Source organism: Thiovibrio frasassiensis (assembly GCF_029607905.1).
In the GTDB taxonomy this organism is placed as follows: domain Bacteria; phylum Desulfobacterota; class Desulfobulbia; order Desulfobulbales; family Desulfurivibrionaceae; genus Thiovibrio; species Thiovibrio frasassiensis.
Map to the genome: position 1 here is coordinate 2120032 of NZ_JAPHEH010000001.1, position 25141 is coordinate 2145172.

The following is a 25141-nucleotide window of genomic DNA, read 5'->3' on the forward strand; positions in this document are numbered from 1 at the left end:
CTCTAGTAAAAAATTACCAGGGCGGTGATGTTGTCGCGTCCGCCTTGGTCGTTGGCTGCCTTGACCAGCGTTTCGCTGGCTTTTTCCGGGGAGGAGGCATTGAGGAGGATCTGCTCGATGTGGGTGTGGTCAATCATATTCCATAACCCGTCGGAACAGAGCAGTACCCTGGTGCCAGGGAGCACAATGTTTTTGTGGTATTCCGGACCCTCCGGGGAGTTGAAGCCGATGGCCCTGGTAACCACATGGCGAGGAACCTGAATCTCTTTGTTGTTGGCATCGATTCTCTGGACGTACGTAACAGCGGTATGGTCCGTGGTGATCTGCTTCAGGACGCCCTTTTCGGAGAGATAACAGCGGGCATCCCCAACGTGGCAGGTGTGGAGGCGGTTTTCGTCAAGGAGGCAGGCGACCATGGTGCAGCCCATCCCTTTCATGGTCTCATCCGCGGAGGCCTTGTTCATTACAGCCTGATTGGCATGATGGAAGGCCTCCAACATACTCTGGTGGATCTTTTCATCGTTGCCCCGGATTTCCCGGATTTTTTCTTCAGAAAGAGATTCGAGCAGGGCTTCGATGGCCAACCGGCTGGCAATCTCGCCGGCATTATGGCCGCCCATGCCATCGGCGACCACGAAAAGCCGCCGGTTGCGGAGGGAGCAGAAGCTGTCTTCGTTATGGCCGCGGACCATTCCCGTATCCGTGCGGCCATAAAAGGAAATGGCTCTGGGCTTGCTTTTACAGAGTTTCTTTAAGAACCCGAAGATCATGAATATTCCATTGTTTTCCCGAGCGGGGAAATTACTCAAAGTGCAGTTGGTAAATGACCATCCAGAAGACAATAGCCCCATCTTTTCTTCCGGAAAGAAAGGTGTGGGGCTTGGGTCCGTGCGCTAAACTGTAAATGCCGTCGCCTCTGCCGTCAAGAATGGCCAGGCATTCACCGCTGCTCGCATCCCAAAGCTTGATGATGTCATCTTCACAGCCGGAGATCAGGGTCTGATTGTCCTGGAGAAACAAGGCGGAAGAAATGGTTTCGTCATGGGCCTTGATCGATTTGAGGCAGCGTCCGGTCGTGTGTTCCCAAACCTTAAGGTGCCGGTCGGTGCTGGCAGAGATAAAGCGCTGGCCATCAAGGGAATTTGCCAGAGAGATGACCGGCATGGCATGCGCTTCGATAATTCTCGTGCATTCTTTGCCGTTGGCGTCCCAGAAACGCACAGAGCCGTCTTCGCTTCCTGTTACCAGGCTCAACCCTTTACCGGTATAGATAATGGCGCGGACAGAGCCGCCTTCCTGAATGGAGGTGCTCATTTCCGGGCCGGTGCCAAGTTTGCGGATCTTCATGATCCCGTCTGCACCACCGGAGGCGAGGTGGCGGCCATTTTCGTTAAAGGCCAAGGCGTGCACCTGGCCTTTATGGGCAGTTTCTTTTGATTCCTGCTTGCCGGTCTTTGTGGAAAAAAGGCAGACGGTTCCATCCTGAGCGCCTACGGCGATATATTTTCCCATTGGGCAGATGGCCAACGCGGTGATGGCACTGCCGCCTTTTCCCAAGACAAAGCTTTGGTGGGCGGTAGCGCCCAGGTCGTGAAGGATTATTTTTCCTTCGGGACCGGCGGCAACAAATTTCTTCGTGTTGGGGATATGGGCAAGATGCTTTGTCGGCCCTTCATCTCCTTTTAGGGTCAGAAAGCGCTGCACTCCCAGCACTTTCTTTTTGGTGCCAACCAGCAAGAGCCGGTGATAGACCATGTTGAAAATTTTGTCTTTTTTGAAGCTGCTGTTTTTCCATGCGGTCATCAGGATATCATGGCAGGGGCCATAGCGTTTATTATCCAAATGGTCGAGGATGTTGCGCTGTACCGAGAGGTGGAGTTGTCCTTCCCGGAATATTTCTAGAGAGTTTTTCGGAAGGCACAGGCGAAATTCCGGGAACTGCTGTTTGTTTGGTTCGACCTTGTCGGAAACCATGCTGCGTTTTACCGCCGCCTCCATTTCGGTGAGCCAGGGCGCTGTGGCTCCGCGTTTCTTGGCGGTTTCGATCTGGCGAATAATTTTTGTCGCCTTTGTCCCCGAGCGCCAATTGAGCAGAATCATATTGTATACAGCTTCGGGGAGCATCTCGTTGATTTCAAGGGTTTTGCTCAGGCAGGCGGAAGCCTCCTTGCTTTCCCCCAGCTCAAACAGGGAAACAGCCCTGTTGTTGAGACTGTCCGCTCTGAGGTCGATATTGCTGAGTTCGGCATAGGGGCAGGCGGTGTTAAAGGCGGCGGTATATGCTTCGTTCAAGGCCGTGCGCATTTCGGCGAAATTTTGATAACGCTCTTCAGGGTTGTAGGCCACGCTTTTGCGTAAAATATCTTTAAGCACTTTCGGGAATTTGACGTCCGGCGTCACCGGAGTCGGGGTGGGTATTTTATGCTTCAGCGCATTGTTGATAAAGGGCTTCTTGCCGCAGAGCATCATCCAGAGGCAGAGGCCGAATGAAAAAATATCCGTTCGCAGGTCAACAGTATGGGCATTGCGCAACTGTTCCGGGGAGGCGTAGCCCAGGGTGCCCCGGAACCCGATGGTTGCCTCGTGATCCGTAGTGCTCGCGCCGGGAACCTGGCCATCGCCTGTTTCGATCTCTCCATGGGCAAGGAGGATGCCGAAATCGGTTATTTTTAACAAGGAGTTTTTGGTGATCAGGACATTCTGGGGTTTGATGTCGCGATGGATGATCCCGCGCTGGTGGGTAAATTCCATGCCGTGACAGAACTGGATGGCCAGTGACAAGGCGGTCCGGAGGTTTCGGCACCGGCCTGCCTTGATCCAGTCGGAAAGATTTCCGCCATCGATGAATTCAATGAAAAGATAGGGGATTTTGTTGACGGAAAGCACATAGAAACAGGACGCGACATTGGGATGCATGCCCATCCTGACCCAGCTGTTGGCCTCCTTGAGTATGCGGCGCATGCCTTCACGGTCGGCAAGGACTTCCGGCCGGGGGGCTTTAATGGCGACCTTTATTTTCCAGCCGAGATGTTCGGAAATGTAAACATTGCCCATGGAGCCAGACATAACCTGTTCGATATGATACCGGTTAAGAATGGTGTCTCCAGGGGCCCAGACAGGCACCTGCGGGATTTCAGGAGAGAGTTTGGGTTCGATGGCTCTGGCGGACGGCTCCCCTGGGATGCCGGAAGAGGCGCCTTTTTTCCACTTGTTTATTTGGTCAAAGAGTCTCGCAAGCATCCGGGAGGTTAATTGAACCTGATTTTCACACTCTTGATCTGGATGATATCGCCTTTGCGTAGGAGGCGTTCCTCTTTGATGATGACATCGTTGAGTTTGGTATTCGCCCATGAACGCTGGGGTACAATGTAATATTTGTCTTTTTTGCTCACCACATAGCACTGGGTCTTGCTGACAAGCCAGCCGGGAATTAGTATGTCGCAGGAAGGATCCTTGCCGATTTTTGCGCTGCTCTTCCCGTCAAGGGAGAGCGTGCTTGGCGAAGCGTTGCCTTCAATTACCGTGAGTCTGTAAGTCTCGTTAGAGGAAGACGGCATGGCTTGACTGGGCTGGGTGAGGTTCTGTTGTCGGGGAGAGCTGACAAAGACAGTTGCTTCGTCGTCAATATCCATGGCTGTGGCGTATGATGAAGAAGTATGCTGTTCATCTGCCGCAGCCTGAAGCAAACGAAATTTTCCGATGAAAATGACGTCTTTATTTGTTACCGGGACCTTTGAGGCAATCTTTTTTCCATTGACGGTGGTGCCGTTGGTGCTTTTCAAATCGGCCAGGTAATGTCGGCCATCGCGAAGCTCAAGGGAAGAGTGGTGTCTGGATATGGCCGTGTTATCGATGGTCACATCCGCATCGGGGCTGCGGCCAATAATGAGCTTGCTGCCTTCATGGGTCGTAAAGCTTGTGATAACCCGGTCATTCAGCATAATGGTCCAATCTGATTTGGTGTAATCTTCGAGATTGATCGTTCCGTCCTGCATCATCAGCGTTTCCCGGGGACTTCATTTTTTTTAGTTGGTTGTTTGGATCTGCATCCGCAGAAACAGAACAAGAGGATACTTCCTCTTTCCGCTGAAGCGTCTCATTGAAATATTTATCATACTATATCAGAAAGTTGCATGAAATTTACTTGCCTGTTATGAACGTATCATATATCACATAAGGGTGTAATAAAAAAACGTTCCTATTGTAGATTTTTTTCTTAATATTACATAGTTATAATCGTAGGTTAGGGGCCAAAAAATGATGGGGGATTGGTTGTTCGAATTTTGGGTTGGTACAGGAAGATATGACTGAGACCTCACCGCCTTCAAGCGGTAAACTAGCGGAAATATTCACAAAAATGAACATGGGCGAACTCCCGGCCATGTCCCATAATGTCCAGGAATTGATCGCCCTGACCCACAGCAGTCAAAGTGCGGGCTACGAGCTTTCCAAGGTCATCCTTAAAGATTATTCCCTTACCAATAAAGTATTGCAGGTGGTCAATTCCGCCTTTTATTCCCTTGGCCGCCCGGTCAATTCCATCTCCAGGGCTGTGACCATTATCGGCTTTGATGCGGTGCGTGACCTTGCCACCGGCATTGCCCTGTTCGAGGATTTCGTTAAAAACGGCGTTGAGAAAGAGGGGATCAGTAAGCTGCTCACCCGTTCCTTTCTCAGCGCGCTGCAGGCCCGTGATCTGGCGGTTGAGAAAAATCTCAACATCGTGCCGGAAGAGGCGTTTATTTGTGCACTGCTGCATAATCTCGGGAAGATTATTGTCTGCATCTACATGCCGGAAATCTCTCGGGAGATCGAAGAGAAGGTTGCCGGCGGCATGTCCGAGGATGCCGCTACCCGGCAGGTTCTCGAGGGGTTGACCTTTGAGCAAATAGGGGTTGAAGTGGCAACCTTCTGGAATTTGTCCGACAAGGTCTGCGCTTCCATGAATCCCAATCCCCCGGAGCCTCAAAATACTTACGATGCCCTCGGCTATTTGAAGAATGTAGCAAATTTCTCCAATAAACTCATTGAGCATGTCTGTGAGGAAAAGGATATCGACGGTCTTTTGCGTCAATATGGCGAAATGCTGTCAATGAATTTGGAAGAGGCTGTTGAGCGGGTCAACAAGACGGTCGACGCTTCGGAGGACATCTCCGAGTCCATCCGTTACGGGCTTGCCAAGTTGAAGATGCGCAGCCGTTTGCGGGGGCTTGAGGAGGCCGTCAAGGCGCCAAAAACTGCGCGGAAGAAAAAGGATAAAAGCGAAAAGGTTTCGGGGGGGGAGGAGGCTGTCCGAGAAAAAGACAACGTTTTGGAAGAACTCGGCATTCAGGAGCTGGAAGAGTTGCCCACCAGTCCGGATAAATCCATCAACGATTTTATCCACGATATTACCGAGACGTTAATGGGGCCTTTCAACCTCAATGACTTTTACATCAATTTGCTGGAAGGTTTGTACCGGGGCATTGGTTTTGATCGGGTGCTCCTGGCGGTGATCAGCGTGCAGCCAACGCGTCGGGTTTTAGTCGGGCGTTTTGGCCTGGGCGATATTGACCCCGCCGGAATCGCTAAATTCGAGCACGATCTTGCTCCGAGTGACTACGTCATCCCCAAGTCCCTCAAGGCATGCAAGGACATGGCCGTCCCGCCGAATGCCCCAGGCGCCTTTCCTGAGAGCCTCAAGTTCTTTGTGAAGGACCGGACGGTGTATCTTTTTCCAATCTGTCTTGACGACAAACCCATCGGGCTTATCTACCTTGACCGGAAAAAAGGCAGGCCGAAACTTGATTCAAACCGGATCAAGGCGACTCGATTATTCCGTGATTTTGCGGTGATGGCGATCCGTAAGCTCCGCAGCCGCAAGTAGCAGTATTTCCCCTGCCCTTTTCAGAACCATGCAGGGCTATTTTCCCCTGCTCACATCTTGTCTATGCGAATGATCTTGTTTTTCAGGTCTTTTACCTTGGCGAAAAGAGGGTCTTTTTCGGTGAGGCCTTTCAGCGCCTCCTCGATGTGGTAACGGGCGGTGAGGCTTGATCCTTCATAGTAATGGTACAGGCCGAGGTTGTAGTGGCCGAGTGCTTTGTTGCCAAGGGCGGCTCTGATTCTGCCGATCTCCTGATAGAGTTTTGCATAGGTCGGCAGACGTTCGCTCAGGTTTTCATAGATCAGGACCGCCTTGGCAGCCTCTCCGTCTTGCTGCAGGGCTTTGGCAAGATAGTAGGCGTTGTATACCCCGTTGGGATCCAATTTATATATTTCCTGGAAGATTTCCAGGGCACCCTTTGTTTCTCCCGCCTCAAGTTTTATCCTGCCGAGATCTGTTTTGAGAATCTGCTTGTCTGGAAAGCGGCGGATAACTTTCTGGAGTGCCTCTTCTGCCTTGGGATAATCACGGTTGGCCAGATAGGCTTGGGAGAGGCCAAAGAAAACCATGGGGTCATTCTGGAGGGTGGTTGGCTCCTCCGCCTTGTTTTTCAGGATAGGCAGGATCGATTGCGTGTCCCGGGTAAGGGCCTGGACCCGGTATTTGAATCTCTGGTAAGCGAACTCATCCTGGGCTTGGATTTTTTTGGGCGGATCCTGTAGGATGAGGTCTTCAATGTAGCCGATCCTGTTTTCCGGTTCTGGATGGGTAAGGAGGTAGGTGGGGACCTGTTTCCGGTGATAGCGGCTGACCCGCCGCATTTTTTTGAGCATATTCACCATGTCCGCCGGATCACGCTTTTCCTCTTGCATCCATTTGTAGGACAAGCGGTCGGCCTCTTCTTCGTCCTGGCGGCTGAAATTAAGGTTTGCGGTCAGCCCCCCGGCCATGGAGCCGGTGACAACGGCCTGGGAAAGGGCTCCTCCTTGGCCAAGGAGCAGGCCGGCCAGCATCAGGGCCGTGGTGGTAGCGTTGACCTTGCCTGATTTGCTGATCCGGTCGGCGATATGGCGGCTTGCGGCATGGCCGATTTCGTGGGAGAGGACGCTGACCAGTTCGCCCTCCGTGTCGCAGAGGTCAATGAGGCCTGAATGGAAAAAAATCAGGCCGGACGGGGCGGCGAAGGCATTGAATTCCTTGTTGTCGATGATGAAGAAATGATAATCAAAGAACTGCGGCCCCGCGAGCTGCAGGGTCTCTCTCCCGAGGGTGGTTACATATTCGGTGAGGTCGGGATCATCAAGCAGGGTAAATTCCTTGCGGATGATGGAGAGGAGTTTTTCGCCAACCTCCCGTTCCTCGCCAATGGTGAAAGCCTGGGCCGGTGCTGGGGAAAAGCGCGGTGCGGTTCCGTTTCCGAGGATGAAAACAGCACAGAGAATGCAGGCGATGAAGCGTCGTACCGTTGTCTTGTGATTCATGGTAAATATTCTGAGAACCTGGGCTAGGGGAATTGTTTGGTTCCAGCTTTAGGTATTTTAGTTAATATAGTGATGATCGGGCATTTGCGCCACCATTTGTTCCGCTCCGCCACGCCAAACAGGTCAACCTTTGCAATCTCCCCATAATCCTGTATAGAGAATCTTATGCTGAAGGAACTTATCATCACCAATCTTGCCCTCATCGAGAAACTGCATGTTTCTTTTGCCGAAGGGCTGACGGTTCTTACCGGCGAGACCGGCGCCGGGAAATCCATCATCTTGCAGGCCATCCATCTGCTCGAGGGGGGAAAGGCCGCGGCCACCTGGATAAGAGGCGGGGCGGAGACGGCAACGGTGGAAGCCCTGTTTGAACTGAACCCCCAGCATGAGATCATTCTGGAGAAGCTGGCCGAGATGGGATATGACCCCGAACCCGAGCTGGTGGTCAAGCGGGTTGTTTCCTTGAAGGGGGCGAGCCGTTATTTCATGAACGGGAGTCTTGCCACGGCCAAGGCGGTGGGTGAGGTGATGGAAAATCTGCTCAGCGTCGCCAGTCAACATGATCATCAGCAACTCTTGCAGCCCCGCAGTCATCTTGATTGTATTGACGCGGTTGGCGGCCTCTGGCCGCAGCGGCTCGTCGTTGCCCAGTTTTATGACAAATGGCAGGAGTGCAAGCATCTCCATCAGGCGCTCGTGGCAAAGGAACGGGATAAGGAGCAGCGCCGGGATTTTCTCGCCTTTCAGGTCGGGGAGATTGAAGAGGCCGGACCCAGCCCTGGCGAAGATGCAGCCCTGATTCTTGAGCGTGACCGGCTGCGTGCCTCCGACGACCTGATCGGTCTGGGGAAGAAAAGCTGGCATCTTTTGGCCGATGCGGTCAATACCCCGCTTTCGGCGGTGCGTAAAAACCTGGCTCAGATGGCCGCCTTTGACCCGGGCCTTGCCGGGCTTGCCGAAGAGGTGGCCGGGAATTGTTTTCAGCTGGAAGACCATGTCCTTGCCATCCGCAACTATGTGGAGACCCTTGCCAGTGATCCGGCGCGTCTCGATGTGGTTACGGCCCGTCTTGATCTGTTGCAGCGGCTCAAAAGAAAATATGGCGGGGAATTGGACGCGGTCATCGTTTTCGGGCGCGAGGCCAGGCAGGAACTTGCGGAAATCGAGGCGCTGGATGAACGGCTGGCTGCCTTGGAGAAAGAAATGCGTGGGCACGAAGCCGACCTGCGCGAGGCGGCGGCGTTGCTGTCCCAGTCACGTCAGGCTGCGGCTCAGGAGTTGGCCGGTAAGATTCGTGCTGCTCTTGCCGCGCTCTGCTTTGAACAGGCGGTTTTCGAGATCTGTTTTAAAGGAGAGCCCGGGCAGCAGTTGGGCAGCATCTCCCGGTTGGGCTGGGATCGTCCGGAATTCATGTTTTCCGCCAATCAGGGCGAGGAGCCCAAGCCCTTGGCCAAGGTTGCCTCGGGCGGCGAATTGTCGCGCTTGATGTTGGCCTTGAAGACCCTTCTGGCCCAGAAGGATCAAGTGGATACGGTTATCTTCGATGAGATCGATGCCGGAATCAGCGGCAAGGCGGCAGAGGCGGTGGCCAGGAAAATCCGGGAGCTGTCAGCCCATCATCAGGTTTTTTGCATTACCCATCTCCCGCAGATTGCCTCCCTGGCTGACGAGCATTTTCTGGTGCAAAAATCCGTGGTAGATGCACGGACCCAAACCACCATTATCCCGCTGGCCGTTGAAAAACGAGAGCAGGAACTTGCCAGGATGCTCGATGGAGACTCGGTCAGCGAGCAGACCCTCGCCTATGTGCGCACGCTCATGGAGCGGAAGGTTGCCTTGTGACCTGTGCCCTGGCTCTTTTTTCCGGCGGTCTGGACAGTATCCTTGCCTGTCGCGTGGTGGCGGAGCAGGGGATTACGGTGCTGGCGGTCAAGTTTGTTACTCCCTTTTTTGGCTATGAGCTGCTCGCCGAGGAGCAGGAATATGCGGAAAAGGTTCGAGAGCTTTACGGGATTGATGTTGTCCTCCATGACCTGAGCGAACCCTATTTTGCCATGCTGCGCAACCCTCCCCATGGATACGGGAAAAATTTCAACCCCTGCATTGATTGCAAGATCCTCCTGCTCCGGGAGGCAAAAAGATTGATGGCGAAATATTCCGCCTCTTTTTTGATTACCGGGGAGGTTATCGGCCAGCGACCAATGTCCCAGCGCCGTGATACCCTGCGGGTGATTGAGCGGGACAGTGGTTGCACCGGCATCCTTCTGCGCCCGTTGTGCGCCAAAACGCAGGAACCGACTTTTGCCGAGCGCGAGGGGTTGGTGGATCGGGAACGGCTTCTGGATTTCAGCGGCAGGGGGCGGCAGCCGCAGATGCAGCTGGCTGAAGAGTTCGGCCTCCGGGACTATCCCCGTCCTGCCGGAGGCTGTGTCCTTACCGAGTCGGACCAAGCAAAACGGATTGCCTGGTATTACGGGCACTATCCCACGGTCAGGCTGAATGACATCCGGATTCTCCTTTTTGGCCGGCATTTTCAGCTGCCGCATGGGGGATGGCTTGTCCTGGGGCGCGATGCGGCTGAGAATGCGCGACTTGAGGAGCTCCATGATCCGGGCGATTATCTTGTTTATATGCCGGAGCGCCCCGGGCCGATGGGGGTCTTGCATGATGCCGGGCACCCGGATGATCTTGCCGCGGCAGCCGGGTTGGTGGTTCGCTTCGGGAAAAAAATGGATGCTGCCTCGGCTGCGGCGACGGTGTTGTTTGCTTGTGCTGGGGAAGAGCGGACTCTGGTGGCGGAGCCTCTTGCCGACCTAATCTTTCAGGAGTGGTCTCTGTAGGCGGAGGGAGGTTAGGTCAGGCCGTACTTGTGCATCTTGCTGAGCAGGGTTTTTCGGGTGATATTCAGGCGGCGGGAGGCTTCACTTTTGTTGCCGCCTGTCTCCGCCAGGATGTTTTTGATTACCAGTTGTTCCGCTTCTTCAAGCGATCCAGGAGGAGCTGCGGCAGAGGCCTCTGCGGTGTCGTTGTTCGTGGTGAAACGCCGCACCGGGATGGGCAGGGACTCCTCATCGAGGTAGTCGCCGCGCATGAGGATGATCCCCCGTTCGATGGCGTTTTCAAGTTCCCGCACATTTCCGGGCCATGGGTAGTTGATAAGCAGCGCCATGCAGCGTGGCGTAATGCCCGCAACCTGGCGGTTGTTTTTCTTGGCAAATTTTTCCACGAAGTGTTCGGCCAGGATCGGGATATCCTCTCGGCGCTCTTTGAGCGGGGGAACGTGCAGGGGGACCACGTTGAGCCTGTAGTAGAGATCTTCCCGGAACTCACCCCGTGCGACCTCTTCCTCCAGGTTTCGGTTGCTGGCCGCCAAAACGCGCACATCAACCCCAAGGGTTTCCTGCCCCCCAACCCGCTGGACCTCGTGTTCCTGTAAGACGCGCAGCAGTTTTGCCTGCATGCCCGGGGAGGTTTCGCTTATTTCGTCAAGAAAGATGGTGCCGCCATTGGCCTGGACGAATTTCCCCTCCCGGCGGCGATCTGCCCCGGTAAAGGCGCCTTTTTCATGCCCGAACAGTTCCGATTCGAGAAGATTCTCAACAAGAGCCGCACAGTTGACCTTGATGAAGGGGCCATTTTTTCTGGCGCTGTTGTGGTGCAGGGCCGCAGCGATCAACTCCTTGCCCGTGCCCGATTCTCCGGAAATAAGTACGGTTGCTTCGCTTGGCGCGACGTAGGAGACCATTTCGAGAAGTTCGCGCATCGGTGCGGAGTTGCCGATAATGCCCCCGGTCTCCATGCTCAGGGAGTTATTTTTTGGGGAAGCATTCTTGTTTTCCTGAACCTGGCGATGGTCCAAGGCACGGGCCATGGTGAGCTTGAGGCGGTCAAAGTCAAGGGGCTTGGTCAGGTAGTCGTGGGCTCCGATCTTGATGGCCTCAACGGCGGCATCCACCGAAGAGTATGCGGTCATAATGATCACGGGAATGGCCGGGTTGTATGCATGGATGCGCCGCAGAGCTTCTATGCCATCCAGCTTGGTCATGCGGACATCCATGAGAATGGCATCAAAAGGCGTGCTGTGCACCGCCTCGATGGCGGTTGTGCCGTCATCCGCTTCTTCAGTCTGCCAGCCCCATTGCTTCAGCATGGTTTTCAGCATGATGCGGTGGGTTTTGTCGTCATCGACGACGAGAATGGAAACCGGGTGGTTTTTTTTCATTGCTGCCAGTTGACCTGGGGCGAATTTTTAGGTTTTTTGCCGATTGGTAAATGGGAAGAGCTTGACACTTGCGGGTAAAGTTGATAGATGCAAAGCATCATTTATGAATACGAAATATATCGTTATTCTGCAAGATATAATGCCATCGTAGCTCAGTTGGTAGAGCAACTGATTCGTAATCAGTAGGTCAGGAGTTCGACTCTCCTCGTTGGCTCCAGTAAATGTAAAGGCTTGCGGAGTTATCCGTAAGCCTTTTTTTTCTTCCAATTAAATCCCCAGAAAATAACTAAAAAAAAAGCCCCGCCGAAGCGGGGCTTTAAAACATCATTCAACTGATCTTAGAGTTGAACAACATTGGCTGCAGAGGGACCCTTGGGACCGTCGACTACGTCGAAGGTAACGCGTGCGCCTTCCTGCAAAGATTTGAAGCCCTGAGCCTGAATCGCGGAATGATGTACGAATACATCCTTGCCGCCGTCCTGCTCAATAAAACCAAAACCCTTCGAATCATTAAACCATTTAACTGTGCCTTCTGCCATCTTGTACTACTCCTTTGAACTCGGTTCCACGTAAGAACCACTTTGTTATAAAGCCGAAATACCGTTTGATATCCCGACTGGAGGTTTGGTTGCCCAAACCTGAGGTTTTACTGTTGTACTACGTTTGCTGCGGAGGGACCCTTGGGACCGTCGACTACGTCGAAGGTAACCCGTGCGCCTTCCTGCAAAGATTTAAAACCCTGAGCCTGAATCGCGGAATGATGTACGAATACATCCTTGCCGCCGTCCTGCTCAATAAAACCGAAACCCTTCGAATCATTAAACCATTTAACTGTGCCTTCTGCCATCTTGTACTACTCCTTTGAACTCGGTTCCACGTAGGAACCACTTTGTTATAAAGCCGAGCTATCGTTTGATCTCACGGCTGGTGGTTTGGTTGCCCAAACCGGTTTACTGTCGTTGAGCGGGAACCGGGATGCCAAAATCAAAGGACGAGGCCCTGGCGCGCTTGTTTCTCCCCGATCCAGCAGGGGTAGGTTTTTTTCTCATCGGCATTTGACGCCGATACTTGATTGGTTCGTCACGGTCCTGAACGTCGGCAACAAAACCAACGATGCTCTTAAGGACCATCTTTTTGCCCAGAGTGCGCTCGATGGCCTGGATCATCTTGCCATCTTCTCCGGCAGCCAAGGTAAGGGCTTCGCCGGTTCGGGTGGCACGGCCGGTGCGACCAGTGCGATGCGTATATGCTTCGACCGTGTCCGGGACATCATAGTTGATAACATGAGAAATGCCGGAGACGTCAATCCCGCGGGCAGCGATGTCTGTGGCAACCAGAACCTTGAAGGTTCCGTTCTTGAAGCCATCCAGGGCCTGTTGGCGTTTCTGTTGGGACAAGTTGCCCTGGAGAGAGGTTGCACTGTAGCCGGATTTCTCCAAGGCCAGAGCAAGGCTTTTCGCCTTGTGTTTGGTCTTGGTGAAAATCAGAGTGGTGGCCATCTCTTCCTGGGCCATGATGCTTTTCAGTAAGGAGGTTTTATTCTCTTTTGCGACCTGGAAGAGCACATGGGAGATGGTCGTCACGGCCTGGGTGTGATTGATCTGGACAGTCGCCGGGTTATTCAGGATATCTTCGGCCAAGTGACGAATTTCCGCAGGCATGGTGGCGGAAAAGACCAGGTTCTGACGCTGGGTCGGCAGATGCTTGATGATCCGTTTGATATCCGGCAAAAAGCCCTTGTCAAACATATGGTCGGCTTCGTCGAGAACCAGAATCTCAACCTCACGGAGGTTGATGGCTTTGTCATTCAAGTGATCAAGCAACCGTCCGGGACAGGCAACGATGATCTCCGCGCCTTCTCTGATCTTTTTGATCTGGCCAGGCTTGCCGACGCCGCCATAGACGACAACACTGCGGAGTCTGGTCTGGCCGGCCATTTTGCCGATATTTTCGTGGATCTGTTCAGCAAGCTCCCTGGTGGGAGCAACGATAAGGGCGCGTACTTTTTTACGGGGTCCGTCCTGGAGACGTTGCAAAAGCGGAAGCACAAAGGCGGCGGTTTTGCCGGTGCCTGTCTGGGCGAGGCCCAGCATATCGCGGCCAGCGAGAATGGGAGGCATGGCCTCGCGCTGGATGGGGGTTGGGGAAGTATAACCGCAGGCTTTTATGCCGGCAATTATTTGGGGGTGGAACTGAAACTCATCAAAACTCATTAGAACTCCTTTGTTCGAGTGGCAATGCGGCGTAATGGGATAAAGGGGAGCTGCATTGCGTAAACGGTGTCTTTTGTGAAAGCACCAAGATATTTTTTAATAGTGTGATAGGCATGCTGGAAGGTGTCAGGGACGGAACTTGAGTGAGTCAATGGTGGGTAAAATCAACAATGTTTCCGTCCGGGGGATATTCCGCTCAATTTTCTGTATTGTTAACGAAGTATGTGGTCGACAGAAACTTTGCGGGAGACTGACGAAGCAGGGAGGAAATAACACAGCTGGATGGATATCATAAAGAGGTATTACTTCTATTAAAATTCATATTCGTTATGTCAACATACTCTGCCTTTTCTCTTTGTGCAAGCAAATAAATGCAAGGCGGAAGGAAAAACGGAAAAAATAATGGAGGCTGGGCAGGAAACAGTAGGTGGGTATGGGCAAGAGAGGGAAATAAAGGTGTGGGGTTGGAGGGTTTCTTTAAGTATAGTTGTATAGTTGAACATCATGCTGCGTTTCTTTGGGGGATGGTTTTGCTGACAGTGGATATTCTGGGGCAAGGGATTGCTTGGTGCAACGCATGGCGCAAAAGATGAAAAACAAGACGGGAGATGAAGTAGTCGAATGAAAACACTGAATTTTTTTGTCGGGATGGCCTGTTATGGATGTGTCTTGGTCAGTTTTGGCTGTTCCGCCGCCGTTGTGGGCGGAACAGCAGCAGGCGGCTACGCCGTGGGCTCGGACGAGCGGTCTACCGGGACGATGGTCGATGATGGTGCGATCACTGCCAAGGTCAAAACAGAACTCATTGGCGATAAAAACGTCAAGGCCCGGAATATCGATGTTGATACCGTCTCGGGGGTGGTGGTCCTTTCCGGTTATGTCGATTCGCAACATGAGTCGAACCGGGCGGCGTTCTTGGCTAAATCGGTGTCTGGGGTTGTGCGGGTACGAAATGAACTCCAGGTCGGTTCCCGCACCCTTGGCCAGGGGTTTGACGATAAGGTGCTTGGCGCCAAGATCAAAGCCAGACTCGTGGAAGAGCCCGGGGTCAGATCGTTTAATGTCGATGTGGATGTCTATTCTGGTTCTGTTAGCGTTACCGGTACTGTTCCCAGTCAGGAACAGAAGCGGAAGGTGCTCAACCTGATTCGTTCCGTAGAGGGAGTCAAGGGAGTGGTCGACAACCTACAGGTTCACTGAGTTGTAGAAGATTTGTTCCGCTCGCCCACTGTTTTGCCGGAACAATGCTATTTTTTGTCAAGCTCAACAAGGTTCTCATCAATGGCTATGTCTTGTGATCATCTCTGTGTCGTGCTCGTCGAGCCAAAAGGAGCTGGGAATATCGGCTCTGTGGCAAGGGTCATGAAAAATTTCGGCTTCGGTGAGTTGCGTTTGGTGCAGCCGCGGGCAAGCCATCTCGGGGCGGAAGCCCGTAATATGGCGGTAACTGCCATCGATATCCTGGAACGGGCCAAGGTGTATGAAGATCTCGCTCTCGCTCTGGCCGACAGGAACCTTGCCCTGGGTACGACCCGTCGCTTCGGTAAATACCGCGAGGAACTGCTGTCTCCGGCAGAGGCGGGGACAACCGTTGCGACTTTGGCAAAAACTGCCAGGGCGGCATTGGTTTTCGGTCCTGAGGACACGGGGCTTAAAACCGAGGATCTGGATCTCTGCCAATACTGCGTGACCATCCCCACCCATCCCGAGCTGCCCTCCATGAATCTGGCCCAGGCTGTCGCGGTCTGTCTCTATGAAGCCTCCCTGCGGTTTGCCGCTCCTGTCGAGGACAAGGCCCGGGGCAAGCGGCCGGCCTTGGGGAAGAATCTGGAGGCCATGTTTGTCCAGATGCGTCAGGTGCTTCTTGAGGTGGGGTTTCTTAACCCGCAGAATCCGGAACATCTGCTCCGCGCTTTTCGACGGATGTTTGCCCGCCAGGGCTTGAGCGAACATGAGGTGCAGATTCTCCGCGGCCTCTGGGATAAAATTGCCTGGCTGCATCGGGGGAAAAATAGATCCTGAAAGAGAAGAGCGATACACCCCGGATCGGTATAATCGTTCTGGCTCGGGGGGCTCTGGGGCAATAAAAAAAGGGTTTCGCAATTATGCGAAACCCTTATCTCTTTCGTGGGGTGAGCGATGGGACTTGAACCCACGACCTCCGAGGCCACAACCCGGTGCTACCACCAGCTGAGCTACGCTCACCATATGGGGGATATCCTCCCCGGAACCAACGCACCCTATATAATCAATCGTGTTCTCTTTCGCAAGGGCAAAGTCGGTTGTGGAGAGCCTTAAACTTCTTTACTGCAGTGCTTGCACATCTTGGCCTGGGATTTGATAATCTCCATACAGTAAGGGCATTCCTTACGGTGGTTGTTCTCCAGCAGCTGTTTTATGGACATGTTGGCCTGCATCTCGATGTCGCCATGGATGAAGTTGTGATTGCGGATCGGATCGATGCAGTCGAGGTTGTTCAGGTCTACCAGAAGTTCGCAGGCGCGTTTACGTACCGCCAGCTCCGCACTGTTGTCAAGGATAAGACAGAGGACAGGGTTGAGATTGTTTTCTGCTACACAGGTTTCCAGATCGGTGGTGTGTGATTTTTGGTTTCGATGGCGTTCGTTCTGTTTCTGGATGGCCTCGATATCAATGATCGATCCGGTAAAGGCATCGGCGCCGCCGACCATAATAGTCATGCCTGTATCCTCTCCCGGCAGCAGCATGTAGCGGCAGGAAGCCTTATGGCCGTATCGTTCCTCAAATTGCTCCCAACTGTTGGCGAAAATGGAGCAGTCATTGTTGAGGCAGATGAACAGGATGTCCGATCCCCACCCCAGGCCGTCGCCGATGTGAAAGGGCGGGGCCTCGCAGCAGGAAAGGCGCTCCTTGCAATAGGGGCAGAAATGTTCTTCGTTGGCAAGCTTGATGCATCGATCGATGTCCATGGTGATATCCTCCGTAGGCGCATGGCCTTTGGTCTTCAGGGAGAGGGAACCGAATTGCCGGCGCTCCTTTCGGGGCGCTATTGCTGTGTCAGCTCACGAAGCTGGGGACGTGTTTTCAAAAGGGAAAACGAAAAAGCACACGCCCAAGAGCAGCAGGAAGACAATACAAGAAACTCGGTATTTCATTAAACACTTCATCAGCGTAAAATAATGCACAAAGCGATGGAGGTCAACTACGCAAGTGAATTTTCGCGACAAATCGGTGTTGGTTGGGCGGTTCCGGGCAATTTGTCTGCCGGTGATGAAATGCGCTTGAGTTTATCCGGCCGAACAGAGTACACTTTCTCTAAAGGTAAGGGGGATGCGGGAAAGCACCTTTTGCCCGGTTGTTGCGCAACCCCTTGTATTCTCAGTGGCTTACCGGAAAACTGGTTGACTTTTTACGGGCTGGCAATTAAAGATGGTCTCGTGAAAAAATGAGGAATCAGCACCGTTGGCCTATGGGGTAAAATTCTTCCCGATAGAGTCACGAATGAACAGCACGGATTTTTCGTCTGTTGCTTTTTTTATACACGATTGAGAATTTGGGGTTACCGAAGAGGATTATGGCTAAGAAAGAGATTTCTCGTTACGCGGAAGCCGGAGTTGATATCGATAAGGGCAACGCTTTTGTCGATAACATCAAGCCGATAGTCGCTTCTACTTTTCGGCCCGGGGTGCTTACCGGCATCGGTGGCTTTGGCGGACTCTTCGCCCTGGGGAGCGGTAAGTTTCAGGATCCGGTTTTGGTCTCGTCAACCGACGGGGTCGGCACCAAGCTGAAGATTGCCGAGATGTGCAACAAGCATGATACCATTGGCATCGATCTGGTGGCCATGTGCGTGAACGATATTATTGTCTGCGGGGCGCATCCTCTTTTCTTTTTGGATTATTTCGCCACCGGCGGGCTTGATGTCGGCGTTGCCACCGATGTGGTCAAGGGGATTGCCAAGGGGTGCGAGATTGCCAAATGCTCGTTGATCGGCGGAGAAACGGCGGAGATGCCCGGACTCTATCAGGCCGGGGACTATGATATCGCCGGGTTCGTGGTCGGAATCTGCGAGCGGGACAAGCTGATTGACGGCTCCGAAATCAGTGTCGGCGATAAGCTGATCGGTCTTGCTTCAAGCGGGGTGCATAGCAACGGTTATTCCCTGGTGCGCAAGATCTGTTTCGAAGAGATGGGTCTCAGCGTCAACGATAATATTGAGGAATTCGGTTGTACCTTGGGCGAAGAGCTGCTGCGACCGACCAGGATCTACAGCGAAACCTTGTTGAATCTGGTGAAAAATTTCAAGGTGAAAGGGCTGGTGCACATAACCGGCGGTGGCATTATTGATAATATCCCGCGGGTTCTGCCCAATGGCTGCAAGGCGGTGATCAACAAGAAGGGTTGGGATGTTCTTCCGGTTTTTGAGTTCCTACAGAAAAACGGCAAGATCTCATCCTATGAGATGTGCCGCACCTTCAACTGCGGAATCGGCATGGTTGTGGTGGTTGATGCGAAACAGGTGGATGATTGCATGCAGCAATTGATAGCCCTGGGTGAGACCCCATATCTGATCGGCGAGATTGATGCCATGAAGAAAAAGGATACCATGGCTGTTGAGGTAGATTGCGGCTGATTGCTTGACGTTGTATGATGTTTGCTCAAGGCTCACGGTTTCCGTGGGCCTTTTTTTGTCGCAGATTCAGCTGCCGCAGTCTTTGCTTCCGCCTTTGATCTTGTAAATGGCATGCTGTAACGCGGGGAGCACTGCCGCCAGATTTTCTTGTGCCGCTTTTTTGCTCCCGGGGAGATTGATGATCAGGCTTTCTTTCCTGATGCCGGCGATGCCCCGGGAAAGAATGGCATTGGGGGTTTTTTGCAGGCTGGCCAGGCGCATGGCCTCGCCGATGCCCGGGATTTCCCGGTCAAGAACCTTGCGGGTCGCCTCGGGGGTCAGGTCGCTGGGGGAAACGCCGGTGCCGCCGGTACTGAGAATCAGGTCGATTTTCTTTTCATCCACCCAGGTCCGGAGGGTTTCCTCGATAATGGTGATTTCGTCCGGAACTATTGCGTAGGCCACCAGAGAATATCCTTGTTCGCGGAGCATTTCCTGCAGTTGCGGACCGCTGGTGTCTTCCCGTTCCCCGCGCGAGCCCTTGTCGCTGATGGTCAGTATGCCGCCGGTGTATGCTGTCATGTGTGGTCTCCTTCAAGCGAGTGATATGCGTCTGCATCTTAGTAAGAAAAATCCAATGAAGTCAAGCAGCTAATCGTAATGTCTGTTGTCTTCTCTCCGGCAACCTGCTATTTTGGTCGGTGAAAATAGGGATGCAACCGGACTCTCGTTTGTCGATATTCCGGGGTTGCTGCAGGATCTCCACCCTTTCCGGTTACTTTTCATGAAAAAACCCGCACAGGATACAGGAAAAATAGCCAGGTCCGCCGGCACGGTCGGGGTGGCGGTGATGTGCAGCCGGGTCCTGGGACTGGCCCGGGAGCAGGTTTTCGCCAGTTTTTTCGGGGCGGGTTTTGCCTTCGATGCATTTGTGGTGGCCTTTCGTATCCCCAATCTCTTGCGCGATCTTTTTGGCGAAGGCGCCTTGAGCGCTGCTTTTGTCGCGGTTTTTTCCGATTATGAAACCAATAAGGGCGAAAAGGCGACCTGGGCTCTGGCGGGCAATGTCCTGGTCTTTGTTGCGATTCTGCTCAGTTGCCTGACCCTGGTGGGCGTCTTTTTTTCAAATCAGATTGTCGGCTTCATGGTCGAGGCCGGGTTTGAGTCCATTCCCGGGAAGGTCGAGCTCACCACCCTGCTTTCCATGATCATGTTTCCTTTTCTCATTTTTATCTCCCTTTCCTCGGTGGTGATGGGGATTCTCAACACCCGGGGCCGTTTTTTTATCCCCGCTCTGGCCTCGGGCTTTTTTAACCTCGGTTCCATCGTCGGCGGGGTTGGCTTTGCCCTGCTCATGCCCCGCTTTGGTCAGCCGCCCATTGTCGGTATGGCCATCGGGACCCTGATCGGCGGGATGCTCCAGCTGGGGTGCCAAATCCCCGCCCTGTTCAAGGCCGGCTTTGTCTTTGTCCCGCGGCTCGACCTCGGCCATCCCGGTCTGCGCCGCATCCTGAGGCTCATGGCTCCGGCGGTGATCGGCCTTGCCCCCTTACAGATCAATGTGTTGATCAACACCTATTTTGCATCTTCCCTGGCAGAGGGGAGCCTTTCCTGGCTCAGTTACGCCTTTCGCCTGTTCTGGCTGCCGGTTGGCCTTTTCGGGGTGGCCCTTTCCACCGCGACCCTGCCGGTGATTGCCCGCTATGCCGCGCTGCGTGACATGCATAACCTGCGGGAGACTTACGCCTCTTCGCTCACCCTGGCTTTTTCGCTGACCATTCCCGCATCGGTGGGGCTGATCCTGCTGGGCGAGCCCATCACCCGGGTCATTTTCCAGCATGGCAGTTTTGACAGTCTTGCCACCGTAAAAACCGCCGAGGCGCTCTCCTGCTATGCCGTGGGGCTTTTCGCCTATTCCTCGGTCAAGATCATGGTCCCGGTGTTCTACGCCCTGGATGAGACCCGCTATCCGGTGGTGGGCAGCTTTCTGACCATGGCGGTCAACGTGCTCCTGGTCTGGCTTACCATCGGTTTCTTGCAGCACAAGGCCCTGGCTCTTTCCATCTCCTGCGCCATGATCCTGAATTTTCTCTTCCTCTCCATGGTGTTGTACCGAAAGCTGGGGGGGTATTCCCTGCGTTATCTGTTTTCCGGTTTGGCCAAGGTTTTGGGGGCCTCGCTGGCTATGGGCCTTTGGTTGACCGGGGTGCATTATCTCCTCGCCCCTCTTGCCCTGGCAAGTTTCCTGGGAAGTGTTGCCGCGCTCGCGCTGGCTGTGGGGACGGGGGGGGCGGTTTACGGGGTTGCCCTCTATGCCCTGGGCTTTAAGGAGCTGACCATGCTGGTGGATCGGTTCCGCCAGCGCTTTGGCTGGTGAGGATGCTGAGCGTTAGGGGAGCTGGCGCAGGAGGCTGAGTTGGCCAAGCAGGGCCGGAACCGCGGTATCGACCCGGAGGATGCGGGCGCCGAGGCTGAAGGGGATAAAGCCTTGCTTCTTGAGGTGTTCTACTTCAAAATCAACCCAGCCCCCTTCGGGGCCGATGGCAAGGAGTGCCCGTTGCTCCCGCAGACCTCCTGCCGCCTGGGCAAGGGTGCGGTCGCCATCCGGATGGGCGAGAAGCCGGGTCAGACAATCGCTGAGCTGTTCGGGCAGGAAGTCTTCCACAAAGGGCCGGAATCTGGGATGGACGGAGATCTCCGGCATCCTGGTGTCCATGGCCTGCTCAAGCCCGAGGCAGAGCGGTTCCCTGAAATCGTTGTTTTGGATGAGGGTGGAGCTGAAAAAACTTTTCTCCACCCGGTTGGCGTTGATGAGAAATATCCGGGTTACCCCCATGGAGACCGCCTGGGCGAGGACCCGTTTTAGCATGATGGGGCGGGGTACGGCCAGAATCAGGTCGGTGGGCGGGCAGGGCGGCGGTTCGCTGGTGAGGTGCACCGCGAGGACAACGTTCTTGCCGGTCATCTCCCGGATGCAGCCGGTGCCGAGCAGGCCGCCCAGCACTCCGACCCGGAGGGTGTCCCCGACAGAGGCGCGGAGAATTTTGCGGATGTGTTCGGCACGGCGATCGCTCAGGGTGACATGGTGATCGGTCAGTTCCTTCGGATCGAGTAGGATCAGGTTCATAATGGATATGGTATCGGCTTTTTTTTATAATCTGTTCATGACAATGGCGGTGATTGTATTCGCTCCGCTTCTTTTCGTCAAAGTTATACTGACCCCCAAGTACCGAAGCCGTACCGGCAAGCGGCTGGGCTTCGGCCTCGGGGCACAACCCGGTGGTGCGGCCCGTCACCCCCGCATCTGGGTGCATGCCCTGTCCGTCGGCGAGGTGGCTTCCGCCCGCAATCTCGTGCAGGAGCTGCGGCGCAGCTATCCCCAGGGGATCATTCTTTTCTCCGCCTCCACCCGGGCCGGGGAGACTTTTGCCAGGAGCATCCTCACGGAGGAGGTCGATTGGTTCGTCCCCTTTCCCTTTGATCTGCTCATCAGCGTAAAGCGGTTGGTTTCCTGGGCAAAGCCCGATCTCTTTATCTTGGTCGAGACGGATTTTTGGCCGAATTTCCTGAGGGAGCTCAAGCGGCGGAAGATCCCCGCGCTTCTGGTCAATGGCCGGGTCTCGGAGAGTTCCCTGGCCGGATACCGCAATCTGCGCTGGCTCTTCAGGCCGCTTTTTAATGGTTTCCAGAGCCTGGCCATGCAAACCGAGCAGGATGCTGCCAGCCTGCGACGGATGGGGGTTGATCCTGCGCGCCTGGTTGTTCTGGGCAACCTGAAATACGATGCGGCCCTTCCCGGAGGCGATACCAAGCCAGGGCTTGACCGGGAGGCGCTGCAGATCCCGGAAGACGCCGTGGTCTGGGTGGCGGGCAGCACCCATCGGGGAGAGGAGGCGATTATTTTTAATACCTTTCAACGGGCGGCCCGCTCCTTCTCTAATCTCTTTCTCGTCGTGGCGCCGCGCAATGTGGAGCGGGGCGGTGAGCTTGCCGCCATGGCCAGCGCGCGCGGCCTTTCGGCCTCCCGCCGAGCGCTGGGCGGGGCAGGGGGAGGGGGGGTGCTGATCCTCGACACCCTCGGGGAATTGTCTTCGGTATACGGAGTGTGCGATCTGGCCTTTGTCGGCGGCAGTCTGGTTCCCCAGCGGGGTCACAACCCATTGGAGCCGGCGGTTCATGGCAAGGTGGTTATGTTTGGGCCGTTTATGGAGGATTTTGCCGAAATCAGTCGCGATCTCCTTGCGGTGGGCGGGGCCAGAGAGGTGCACGATGAGGAGGAGCTCTTCTCCGCGCTTTCTTTTTTCTTGAGTGATCCGGCGGAGCGGGCGCGGGCAGGGCACCGGGCCCAGGGGCTGATCGCCTCCCGGCGCGGGGTCACCGAAGCGTATATCGCCTTAATCCGCAGGTTGTTGCCCCGGGAGGGAAAAGGATGAAACCGCTGCTTAGCGTACTTTTTCTGGTCGGGCGGATTTTTTCGCCACCATACAGCCTGGTCATGCTGCTGCGCTCCTTTTTGTACCGAAACAATATCTTTTTAAAATCCCAGCAGCTGCAGCGGCCGGTTATCAGCGTAGGCAACCTCACCCTGGGAGGCACCGGGAAAACGCCCATGGTGCGCTATGTCGCCCGCCTGCTCTTGGACAGGGGGGTGCGACCGGCCATTGTCAGCCGCGGCTATGGCGGAAAGGCCGGAGGTAAGGTGAATATCGTTGCCGATGGCGGCAAGATCCTGCTTGCGCCGGAGATGGCCGGGGATGAACCGTTCATGCTTGCCGAGGCGCTGCCCGGGGTCCCGGTCCTCACCGGTTCGGAAAGAGCGCGGGTGGCAAGACAGGCCATCGATGTGTTCGGGGTGCATATCATCGTCATGGACGATGGTTTTCAGCATCTTGCTGTCCGGCGTGATCTTGACCTGGTCCTCTTCAGTGCCGGAACGCTCCTCGGCAATGGCCAGGTTTTTCCCGGCGGGGAATTGCGGGAGCCGCTCTCGGCCCTGGGCAGGGCCCATGCTTTTGTCGTGACCGGGGTTGACCGGAGCAACCGTTCCGGGGTGGATAATTTTCAACGTTGGCTGCAGGGAAAATTTCCGCAGACGCCCGTGTTTTTGGGGGAATACCTTCCCGCCGGAATCTGGCACAGCGGCCAGGGTCAAGTCTGTACCCTGGCCGAGGCCCGGAACATGCAACTTTTTGCCTTTGCCGGCATCGCCAACCCTGACTCCTTCCGGCAGACCTTGCGGCAGGAGGAATTTTCGCTTACCGGCTTTAAGGAGTATCGGGATCATCATGGCTATACCGCGCAGGATGTCGCGGATCTCGTGGCTGCCGCCCGGGCCAGCGGTGCTCAAGCGCTGATCGCCACGGAAAAGGATTTTGTCAAGCTCCGCCCCTATTTCGGGGAATTTCCTATTCTGGCCCTGACCATCGAGCTTCGCATGGATCTAAATTTTGATCGTTTCATGGCGGAGCAGCTCTCCGGTTTTTCGCTGTAGCAGCAAAAAAACTTTTCCTAGCATGGCAGGGGGTTGCGGGTGTGTCTTTTTTGCCACACCCAGGGAGCCCCTTGCGCAAAGCATGTTCCGGTTTGTTTGTGTAACATGCTGTAATTGTAATATTTTTTTGTTTGTTGTCTTGTGCGGCTCGCGGTGGTCTGTTTTTTGCATTACTAGTATTTGGTTTCAATGAGCGTTGCAAAATACACACAGACCACTCAAGAGTGTTGAACATATGGATTCATTACAGCACACCATCAAACGTCCGGTAAGCTTCGCGGGCATCGGCCTGCATTCCGGCAAGGTTGCCACCCTCTCCATTCTCCCCGGCGAGAAGAACAGCGGGATCCGCTTTGTCCGCAGTGATTTGCCGCAGGCCGCCCCGACACCCGCCTTTATGGATCGGATCATCGACACCCGCCTTGCCACCACCATCGCCACCGAGGATGAGGCTTTGATCTCCACCACCGAGCATCTGCTCGCCGCCCTGTTTGGCATGGGCATCGACAATGCGGTGGTCGAGTTGGATGGTCCCGAGGTGCCCATCATGGATGGCAGCGCCGGTCCCTTTGTGCATGTGCTTAAAAGGGTGGGGCGCCGTCGGCAGAACGCCTGCAAATGGATGCTCAAGGTGAACCAGGAAATCTCCTTTGTCGAGGGCGATTCCTATGTGAAGATCCTGCCCTATGACGGCTTCAAGGTCACCTGCGAGATTGAGTTCAATCACCACCTGATCAGAAAGCAGACCTTCTCCAGTGATCTCAACCCCCAGAAATTTGCCAAGGAGATCGCCGGCGCCAGAACCTTCGGCTTTCTCGATCAGGTTGAGAAGCTGAGGCAGAGCGGTCTCGCCCTGGGCGGCTCCCTGGAAAACGCCGTGGTTATCGATGATGATGGCATCGTCAATGTCGAAGGGCTCCGTTTCGCCGATGAGTTCGCCCGGCACAAGACCCTGGACGTGATCGGCGATCTTGCCTTGTTGGGCTTCCCCCTGCTTGGTCATGTCGTGACCCGCAAATCCGGACATGGCCACCATTTTTCCCTGATGAAGCAGCTTGCTGCCCAGCCCGAGCGTTGGGACCTGATTGCCTATAAGGGAGAAGGGGAGAGCCGGGTCCTTGAAAAGGTGGTCGTGAGCACCAAGGAGGCTGGCGACAAATTGCTCTCCTATCTCTTGCCGCCCAGTCTCGCTCTTGTCGGGCAACCCTGCTTTGCTTAAACGAGCAAGCCTCGCTTAAGAGGAACGACCCGCGGATGTTGCAAAACTCTGCGGGTTT

General features: G+C 54.6%; 22 protein-coding genes and 2 tRNA genes. 12 read left to right on the plus strand and 12 right to left on the minus strand.

All coding sequences use genetic code 11. From position 1 onward, the window contains the following. Window positions 1-2 precede the first annotated feature (2 nt). The 3 genes from OLX77_RS09960 to OLX77_RS09970 are packed head-to-tail and all read right to left on the minus strand — an operon-like array spanning window position 3 to window position 3998. A complete protein-coding gene (locus tag OLX77_RS09960; protein ID WP_307633448.1) occupies window positions 3-770 on the minus strand; it encodes a PP2C family protein-serine/threonine phosphatase in 768 nt (255 codons plus the stop codon). A 31-nt stretch (window positions 771-801) separates the two neighbouring features. Next, window positions 802-3240: a WD40 repeat domain-containing serine/threonine protein kinase gene (locus tag OLX77_RS09965; protein WP_307633449.1), complete on the minus strand. Its 2439-nt coding sequence runs from the start codon at window positions 3238-3240 to the stop codon at window positions 802-804. A gap of 8 nt (window positions 3241-3248) precedes the next feature. Beyond that, the gene (locus OLX77_RS09970; protein ID WP_307633450.1) at window positions 3249-3998 is read right to left on the minus strand and encodes an FHA domain-containing protein; all 750 of its coding nucleotides are present in this window, start codon (window positions 3996-3998) and stop codon (window positions 3249-3251) included. A 305-nt stretch (window positions 3999-4303) separates the two neighbouring features. Here OLX77_RS09970 and OLX77_RS09975 point away from each other — a divergent pair, with 305 nt between their 5' ends. Further along, a complete protein-coding gene (locus tag OLX77_RS09975) occupies window positions 4304-5866 on the plus strand; it encodes an HDOD domain-containing protein (RefSeq protein WP_307633451.1) in 1563 nt (520 codons plus the stop codon). Window positions 5867-5916: 50 nt separating this feature from the next. Here OLX77_RS09975 and OLX77_RS09980 read toward each other — a convergent pair whose 3' ends face one another. Next, entirely contained in the window at window positions 5917-7347 is a 1431-nt protein-coding gene (locus tag OLX77_RS09980; RefSeq protein WP_307633452.1) for a M48 family metallopeptidase, read from the minus strand. Between the two features lie 165 nt (window positions 7348-7512). Between OLX77_RS09980 and recN the strand changes: the two genes are divergently transcribed. Both recN and OLX77_RS09990 read left to right on the plus strand, forming a co-directional pair. Beyond that, window positions 7513-9189: a DNA repair protein RecN gene (gene recN / locus OLX77_RS09985; RefSeq protein WP_307633453.1), complete on the plus strand. Its 1677-nt coding sequence runs from the start codon at window positions 7513-7515 to the stop codon at window positions 9187-9189. Next, window positions 9186-10187: a thiamine biosynthesis protein gene (locus OLX77_RS09990; RefSeq protein ID WP_307633454.1), complete on the plus strand. Its 1002-nt coding sequence runs from the start codon at window positions 9186-9188 to the stop codon at window positions 10185-10187. The genes recN and OLX77_RS09990 overlap by 4 nt, the downstream gene beginning before the upstream one ends. A gap of 11 nt (window positions 10188-10198) precedes the next feature. Here OLX77_RS09990 and OLX77_RS09995 read toward each other — a convergent pair whose 3' ends face one another. After that, a complete protein-coding gene (locus tag OLX77_RS09995) occupies window positions 10199-11569 on the minus strand; it encodes a sigma-54-dependent transcriptional regulator (RefSeq protein WP_307633455.1) in 1371 nt (456 codons plus the stop codon). A 141-nt stretch (window positions 11570-11710) separates the two neighbouring features. Between OLX77_RS09995 and OLX77_RS10000 the strand changes: the two genes are divergently transcribed. After that, window positions 11711-11786: transfer RNA gene (locus tag OLX77_RS10000), tRNA-Thr, on the plus strand. Between the two features lie 121 nt (window positions 11787-11907). Here the strand turns inward: OLX77_RS10000 and OLX77_RS10005 are convergent. The 3 genes from OLX77_RS10005 to OLX77_RS10015 all read right to left on the minus strand — a co-directional run bounded on the left by OLX77_RS10005 (window position 11908) and on the right by OLX77_RS10015 (window position 13782). Beyond that, the gene (locus OLX77_RS10005; RefSeq protein ID WP_307633456.1) at window positions 11908-12108 is read right to left on the minus strand and encodes a cold-shock protein; all 201 of its coding nucleotides are present in this window, start codon (window positions 12106-12108) and stop codon (window positions 11908-11910) included. A 107-nt stretch (window positions 12109-12215) separates the two neighbouring features. Then, a complete protein-coding gene (locus tag OLX77_RS10010) occupies window positions 12216-12416 on the minus strand; it encodes a cold-shock protein (protein ID WP_307633457.1) in 201 nt (66 codons plus the stop codon). Between the two features lie 103 nt (window positions 12417-12519). Next, window positions 12520-13782 carry a DEAD/DEAH box helicase gene (locus tag OLX77_RS10015; RefSeq protein WP_307633458.1) on the minus strand — a complete coding sequence of 421 codons (1263 nt, stop codon included), beginning with the start codon at window positions 13780-13782 and terminating at the stop codon, window positions 12520-12522. Window positions 13783-14403: 621 nt separating this feature from the next. On the opposite strand from OLX77_RS10015, the gene OLX77_RS10020 reads away from it, so the two are divergent. After that, a complete protein-coding gene (locus tag OLX77_RS10020) occupies window positions 14404-14982 on the plus strand; it encodes a BON domain-containing protein (RefSeq protein WP_307633459.1) in 579 nt (192 codons plus the stop codon). 81 nt (window positions 14983-15063) lie between these two features. Continuing rightward, window positions 15064-15804: an RNA methyltransferase gene (locus OLX77_RS10025; RefSeq protein ID WP_307633460.1), complete on the plus strand. Its 741-nt coding sequence runs from the start codon at window positions 15064-15066 to the stop codon at window positions 15802-15804. 106 nt (window positions 15805-15910) lie between these two features. Here the strand turns inward: OLX77_RS10025 and OLX77_RS10030 are convergent. Together OLX77_RS10030 and OLX77_RS10035 are read right to left on the minus strand one after the other, a co-directional pair. Further along, a tRNA-His gene (locus OLX77_RS10030) sits at window positions 15911-15987 on the minus strand. Window positions 15988-16076: 89 nt separating this feature from the next. Continuing rightward, window positions 16077-16730, minus strand: coding sequence for a zinc ribbon domain-containing protein (locus OLX77_RS10035; RefSeq protein ID WP_307633461.1), 654 nt, complete (start codon window positions 16728-16730; stop codon window positions 16077-16079). Between the two features lie 210 nt (window positions 16731-16940). Between OLX77_RS10035 and OLX77_RS10040 the strand changes: the two genes are divergently transcribed. Together OLX77_RS10040 and purM are read left to right on the plus strand one after the other, a co-directional pair. Then, the gene (locus OLX77_RS10040) at window positions 16941-17210 is read left to right on the plus strand and encodes a hypothetical protein (protein WP_307633462.1); all 270 of its coding nucleotides are present in this window, start codon (window positions 16941-16943) and stop codon (window positions 17208-17210) included. A 125-nt stretch (window positions 17211-17335) separates the two neighbouring features. Next, the gene (gene purM, locus OLX77_RS10045; RefSeq protein ID WP_307633463.1) at window positions 17336-18394 is read left to right on the plus strand and encodes a phosphoribosylformylglycinamidine cyclo-ligase; all 1059 of its coding nucleotides are present in this window, start codon (window positions 17336-17338) and stop codon (window positions 18392-18394) included. Between the two features lie 66 nt (window positions 18395-18460). On the opposite strand, the gene OLX77_RS10050 is transcribed toward purM, so the two are convergent. Further along, window positions 18461-18955 (minus strand): MogA/MoaB family molybdenum cofactor biosynthesis protein, encoded by a 495-nt coding sequence (locus tag OLX77_RS10050; RefSeq protein WP_307633464.1) that lies wholly within the window; start codon window positions 18953-18955, stop codon window positions 18461-18463. A 202-nt stretch (window positions 18956-19157) separates the two neighbouring features. Between OLX77_RS10050 and murJ the strand changes: the two genes are divergently transcribed. Next, entirely contained in the window at window positions 19158-20750 is a 1593-nt protein-coding gene (murJ, locus tag OLX77_RS10055) for a murein biosynthesis integral membrane protein MurJ (protein ID WP_307633465.1), read from the plus strand. Between the two features lie 12 nt (window positions 20751-20762). On the opposite strand, the gene OLX77_RS10060 is transcribed toward murJ, so the two are convergent. Further along, window positions 20763-21500: a 16S rRNA (uracil(1498)-N(3))-methyltransferase gene (locus tag OLX77_RS10060; protein ID WP_307633466.1), complete on the minus strand. Its 738-nt coding sequence runs from the start codon at window positions 21498-21500 to the stop codon at window positions 20763-20765. Between the two features lies 1 nt (window position 21501). Between OLX77_RS10060 and OLX77_RS10065 the strand changes: the two genes are divergently transcribed. The 3 genes from OLX77_RS10065 (at window position 21502) to lpxC (ending at window position 25083) form a co-directional block, all read left to right on the plus strand. Then, on the plus strand, window positions 21502-22806 hold the full coding sequence (locus OLX77_RS10065; RefSeq protein ID WP_307633467.1) for a 3-deoxy-D-manno-octulosonic acid transferase: 1305 nt from the start codon (window positions 21502-21504) through the stop codon (window positions 22804-22806). Beyond that, window positions 22803-23864, plus strand: a complete 1062-nt coding sequence (gene lpxK, locus OLX77_RS10070) for a tetraacyldisaccharide 4'-kinase (RefSeq protein ID WP_307633468.1) — start codon at window positions 22803-22805, stop codon at window positions 23862-23864. The genes OLX77_RS10065 and lpxK overlap by 4 nt, the downstream gene beginning before the upstream one ends. Before the next feature lie 235 nt (window positions 23865-24099). Continuing rightward, window positions 24100-25083, plus strand: a complete 984-nt coding sequence (gene lpxC / locus OLX77_RS10075) for a UDP-3-O-acyl-N-acetylglucosamine deacetylase (protein WP_307633469.1) — start codon at window positions 24100-24102, stop codon at window positions 25081-25083. Window positions 25084-25141: the final 58 nt, after the last annotated feature.

What these genes read in the sequence shown, in the direction of transcription:
- OLX77_RS09960 (WP_307633448.1), bottom strand. Translation starts at nt 770, where the DNA reads ATGATCTTCGGGTTCTTAAAGAAACTCTGTAAAAGCAAGCCCAGAGCC.
- OLX77_RS09965 (WP_307633449.1), bottom strand. Translation starts at nt 3,240, where the DNA reads ATGCTTGCGAGACTCTTTGACCAAATAAACAAGTGGAAAAAAGGCGCC.
- OLX77_RS09970 (WP_307633450.1), bottom strand. Translation starts at nt 3,998, where the DNA reads ATGATGCAGGACGGAACGATCAATCTCGAAGATTACACCAAATCAGAT.
- OLX77_RS09975 (WP_307633451.1), top strand. Translation starts at nt 4,304, where the DNA reads ATGACTGAGACCTCACCGCCTTCAAGCGGTAAACTAGCGGAAATATTC.
- OLX77_RS09980 (WP_307633452.1), bottom strand. Translation starts at nt 7,347, where the DNA reads ATGAATCACAAGACAACGGTACGACGCTTCATCGCCTGCATTCTCTGT.
- recN (WP_307633453.1), top strand. Translation starts at nt 7,513, where the DNA reads ATGCTGAAGGAACTTATCATCACCAATCTTGCCCTCATCGAGAAACTG.
- OLX77_RS09995 (WP_307633455.1), bottom strand. Translation starts at nt 11,569, where the DNA reads ATGAAAAAAAACCACCCGGTTTCCATTCTCGTCGTCGATGACGACAAA.
- OLX77_RS10005 (WP_307633456.1), bottom strand. Translation starts at nt 12,108, where the DNA reads ATGGCAGAAGGCACAGTTAAATGGTTTAATGATTCGAAGGGTTTTGGT.
- OLX77_RS10010 (WP_307633457.1), bottom strand. Translation starts at nt 12,416, where the DNA reads ATGGCAGAAGGCACAGTTAAATGGTTTAATGATTCGAAGGGTTTCGGT.
- OLX77_RS10015 (WP_307633458.1), bottom strand. Translation starts at nt 13,782, where the DNA reads ATGAGTTTTGATGAGTTTCAGTTCCACCCCCAAATAATTGCCGGCATA.
- OLX77_RS10020 (WP_307633459.1), top strand. Translation starts at nt 14,404, where the DNA reads ATGAAAACACTGAATTTTTTTGTCGGGATGGCCTGTTATGGATGTGTC.
- OLX77_RS10025 (WP_307633460.1), top strand. Translation starts at nt 15,064, where the DNA reads ATGGCTATGTCTTGTGATCATCTCTGTGTCGTGCTCGTCGAGCCAAAA.
- OLX77_RS10035 (WP_307633461.1), bottom strand. Translation starts at nt 16,730, where the DNA reads ATGGACATCGATCGATGCATCAAGCTTGCCAACGAAGAACATTTCTGC.
- OLX77_RS10040 (WP_307633462.1), top strand. Translation starts at nt 16,941, where the DNA reads ATGCACAAAGCGATGGAGGTCAACTACGCAAGTGAATTTTCGCGACAA.
- purM (WP_307633463.1), top strand. Translation starts at nt 17,336, where the DNA reads ATGGCTAAGAAAGAGATTTCTCGTTACGCGGAAGCCGGAGTTGATATC.
- OLX77_RS10050 (WP_307633464.1), bottom strand. Translation starts at nt 18,955, where the DNA reads ATGACAGCATACACCGGCGGCATACTGACCATCAGCGACAAGGGCTCG.
- murJ (WP_307633465.1), top strand. Translation starts at nt 19,158, where the DNA reads ATGAAAAAACCCGCACAGGATACAGGAAAAATAGCCAGGTCCGCCGGC.
- OLX77_RS10060 (WP_307633466.1), bottom strand. Translation starts at nt 21,500, where the DNA reads ATGAACCTGATCCTACTCGATCCGAAGGAACTGACCGATCACCATGTC.
- OLX77_RS10065 (WP_307633467.1), top strand. Translation starts at nt 21,502, where the DNA reads ATGGATATGGTATCGGCTTTTTTTTATAATCTGTTCATGACAATGGCG.
- lpxK (WP_307633468.1), top strand. Translation starts at nt 22,803, where the DNA reads ATGAAACCGCTGCTTAGCGTACTTTTTCTGGTCGGGCGGATTTTTTCG.
- lpxC (WP_307633469.1), top strand. Translation starts at nt 24,100, where the DNA reads ATGGATTCATTACAGCACACCATCAAACGTCCGGTAAGCTTCGCGGGC.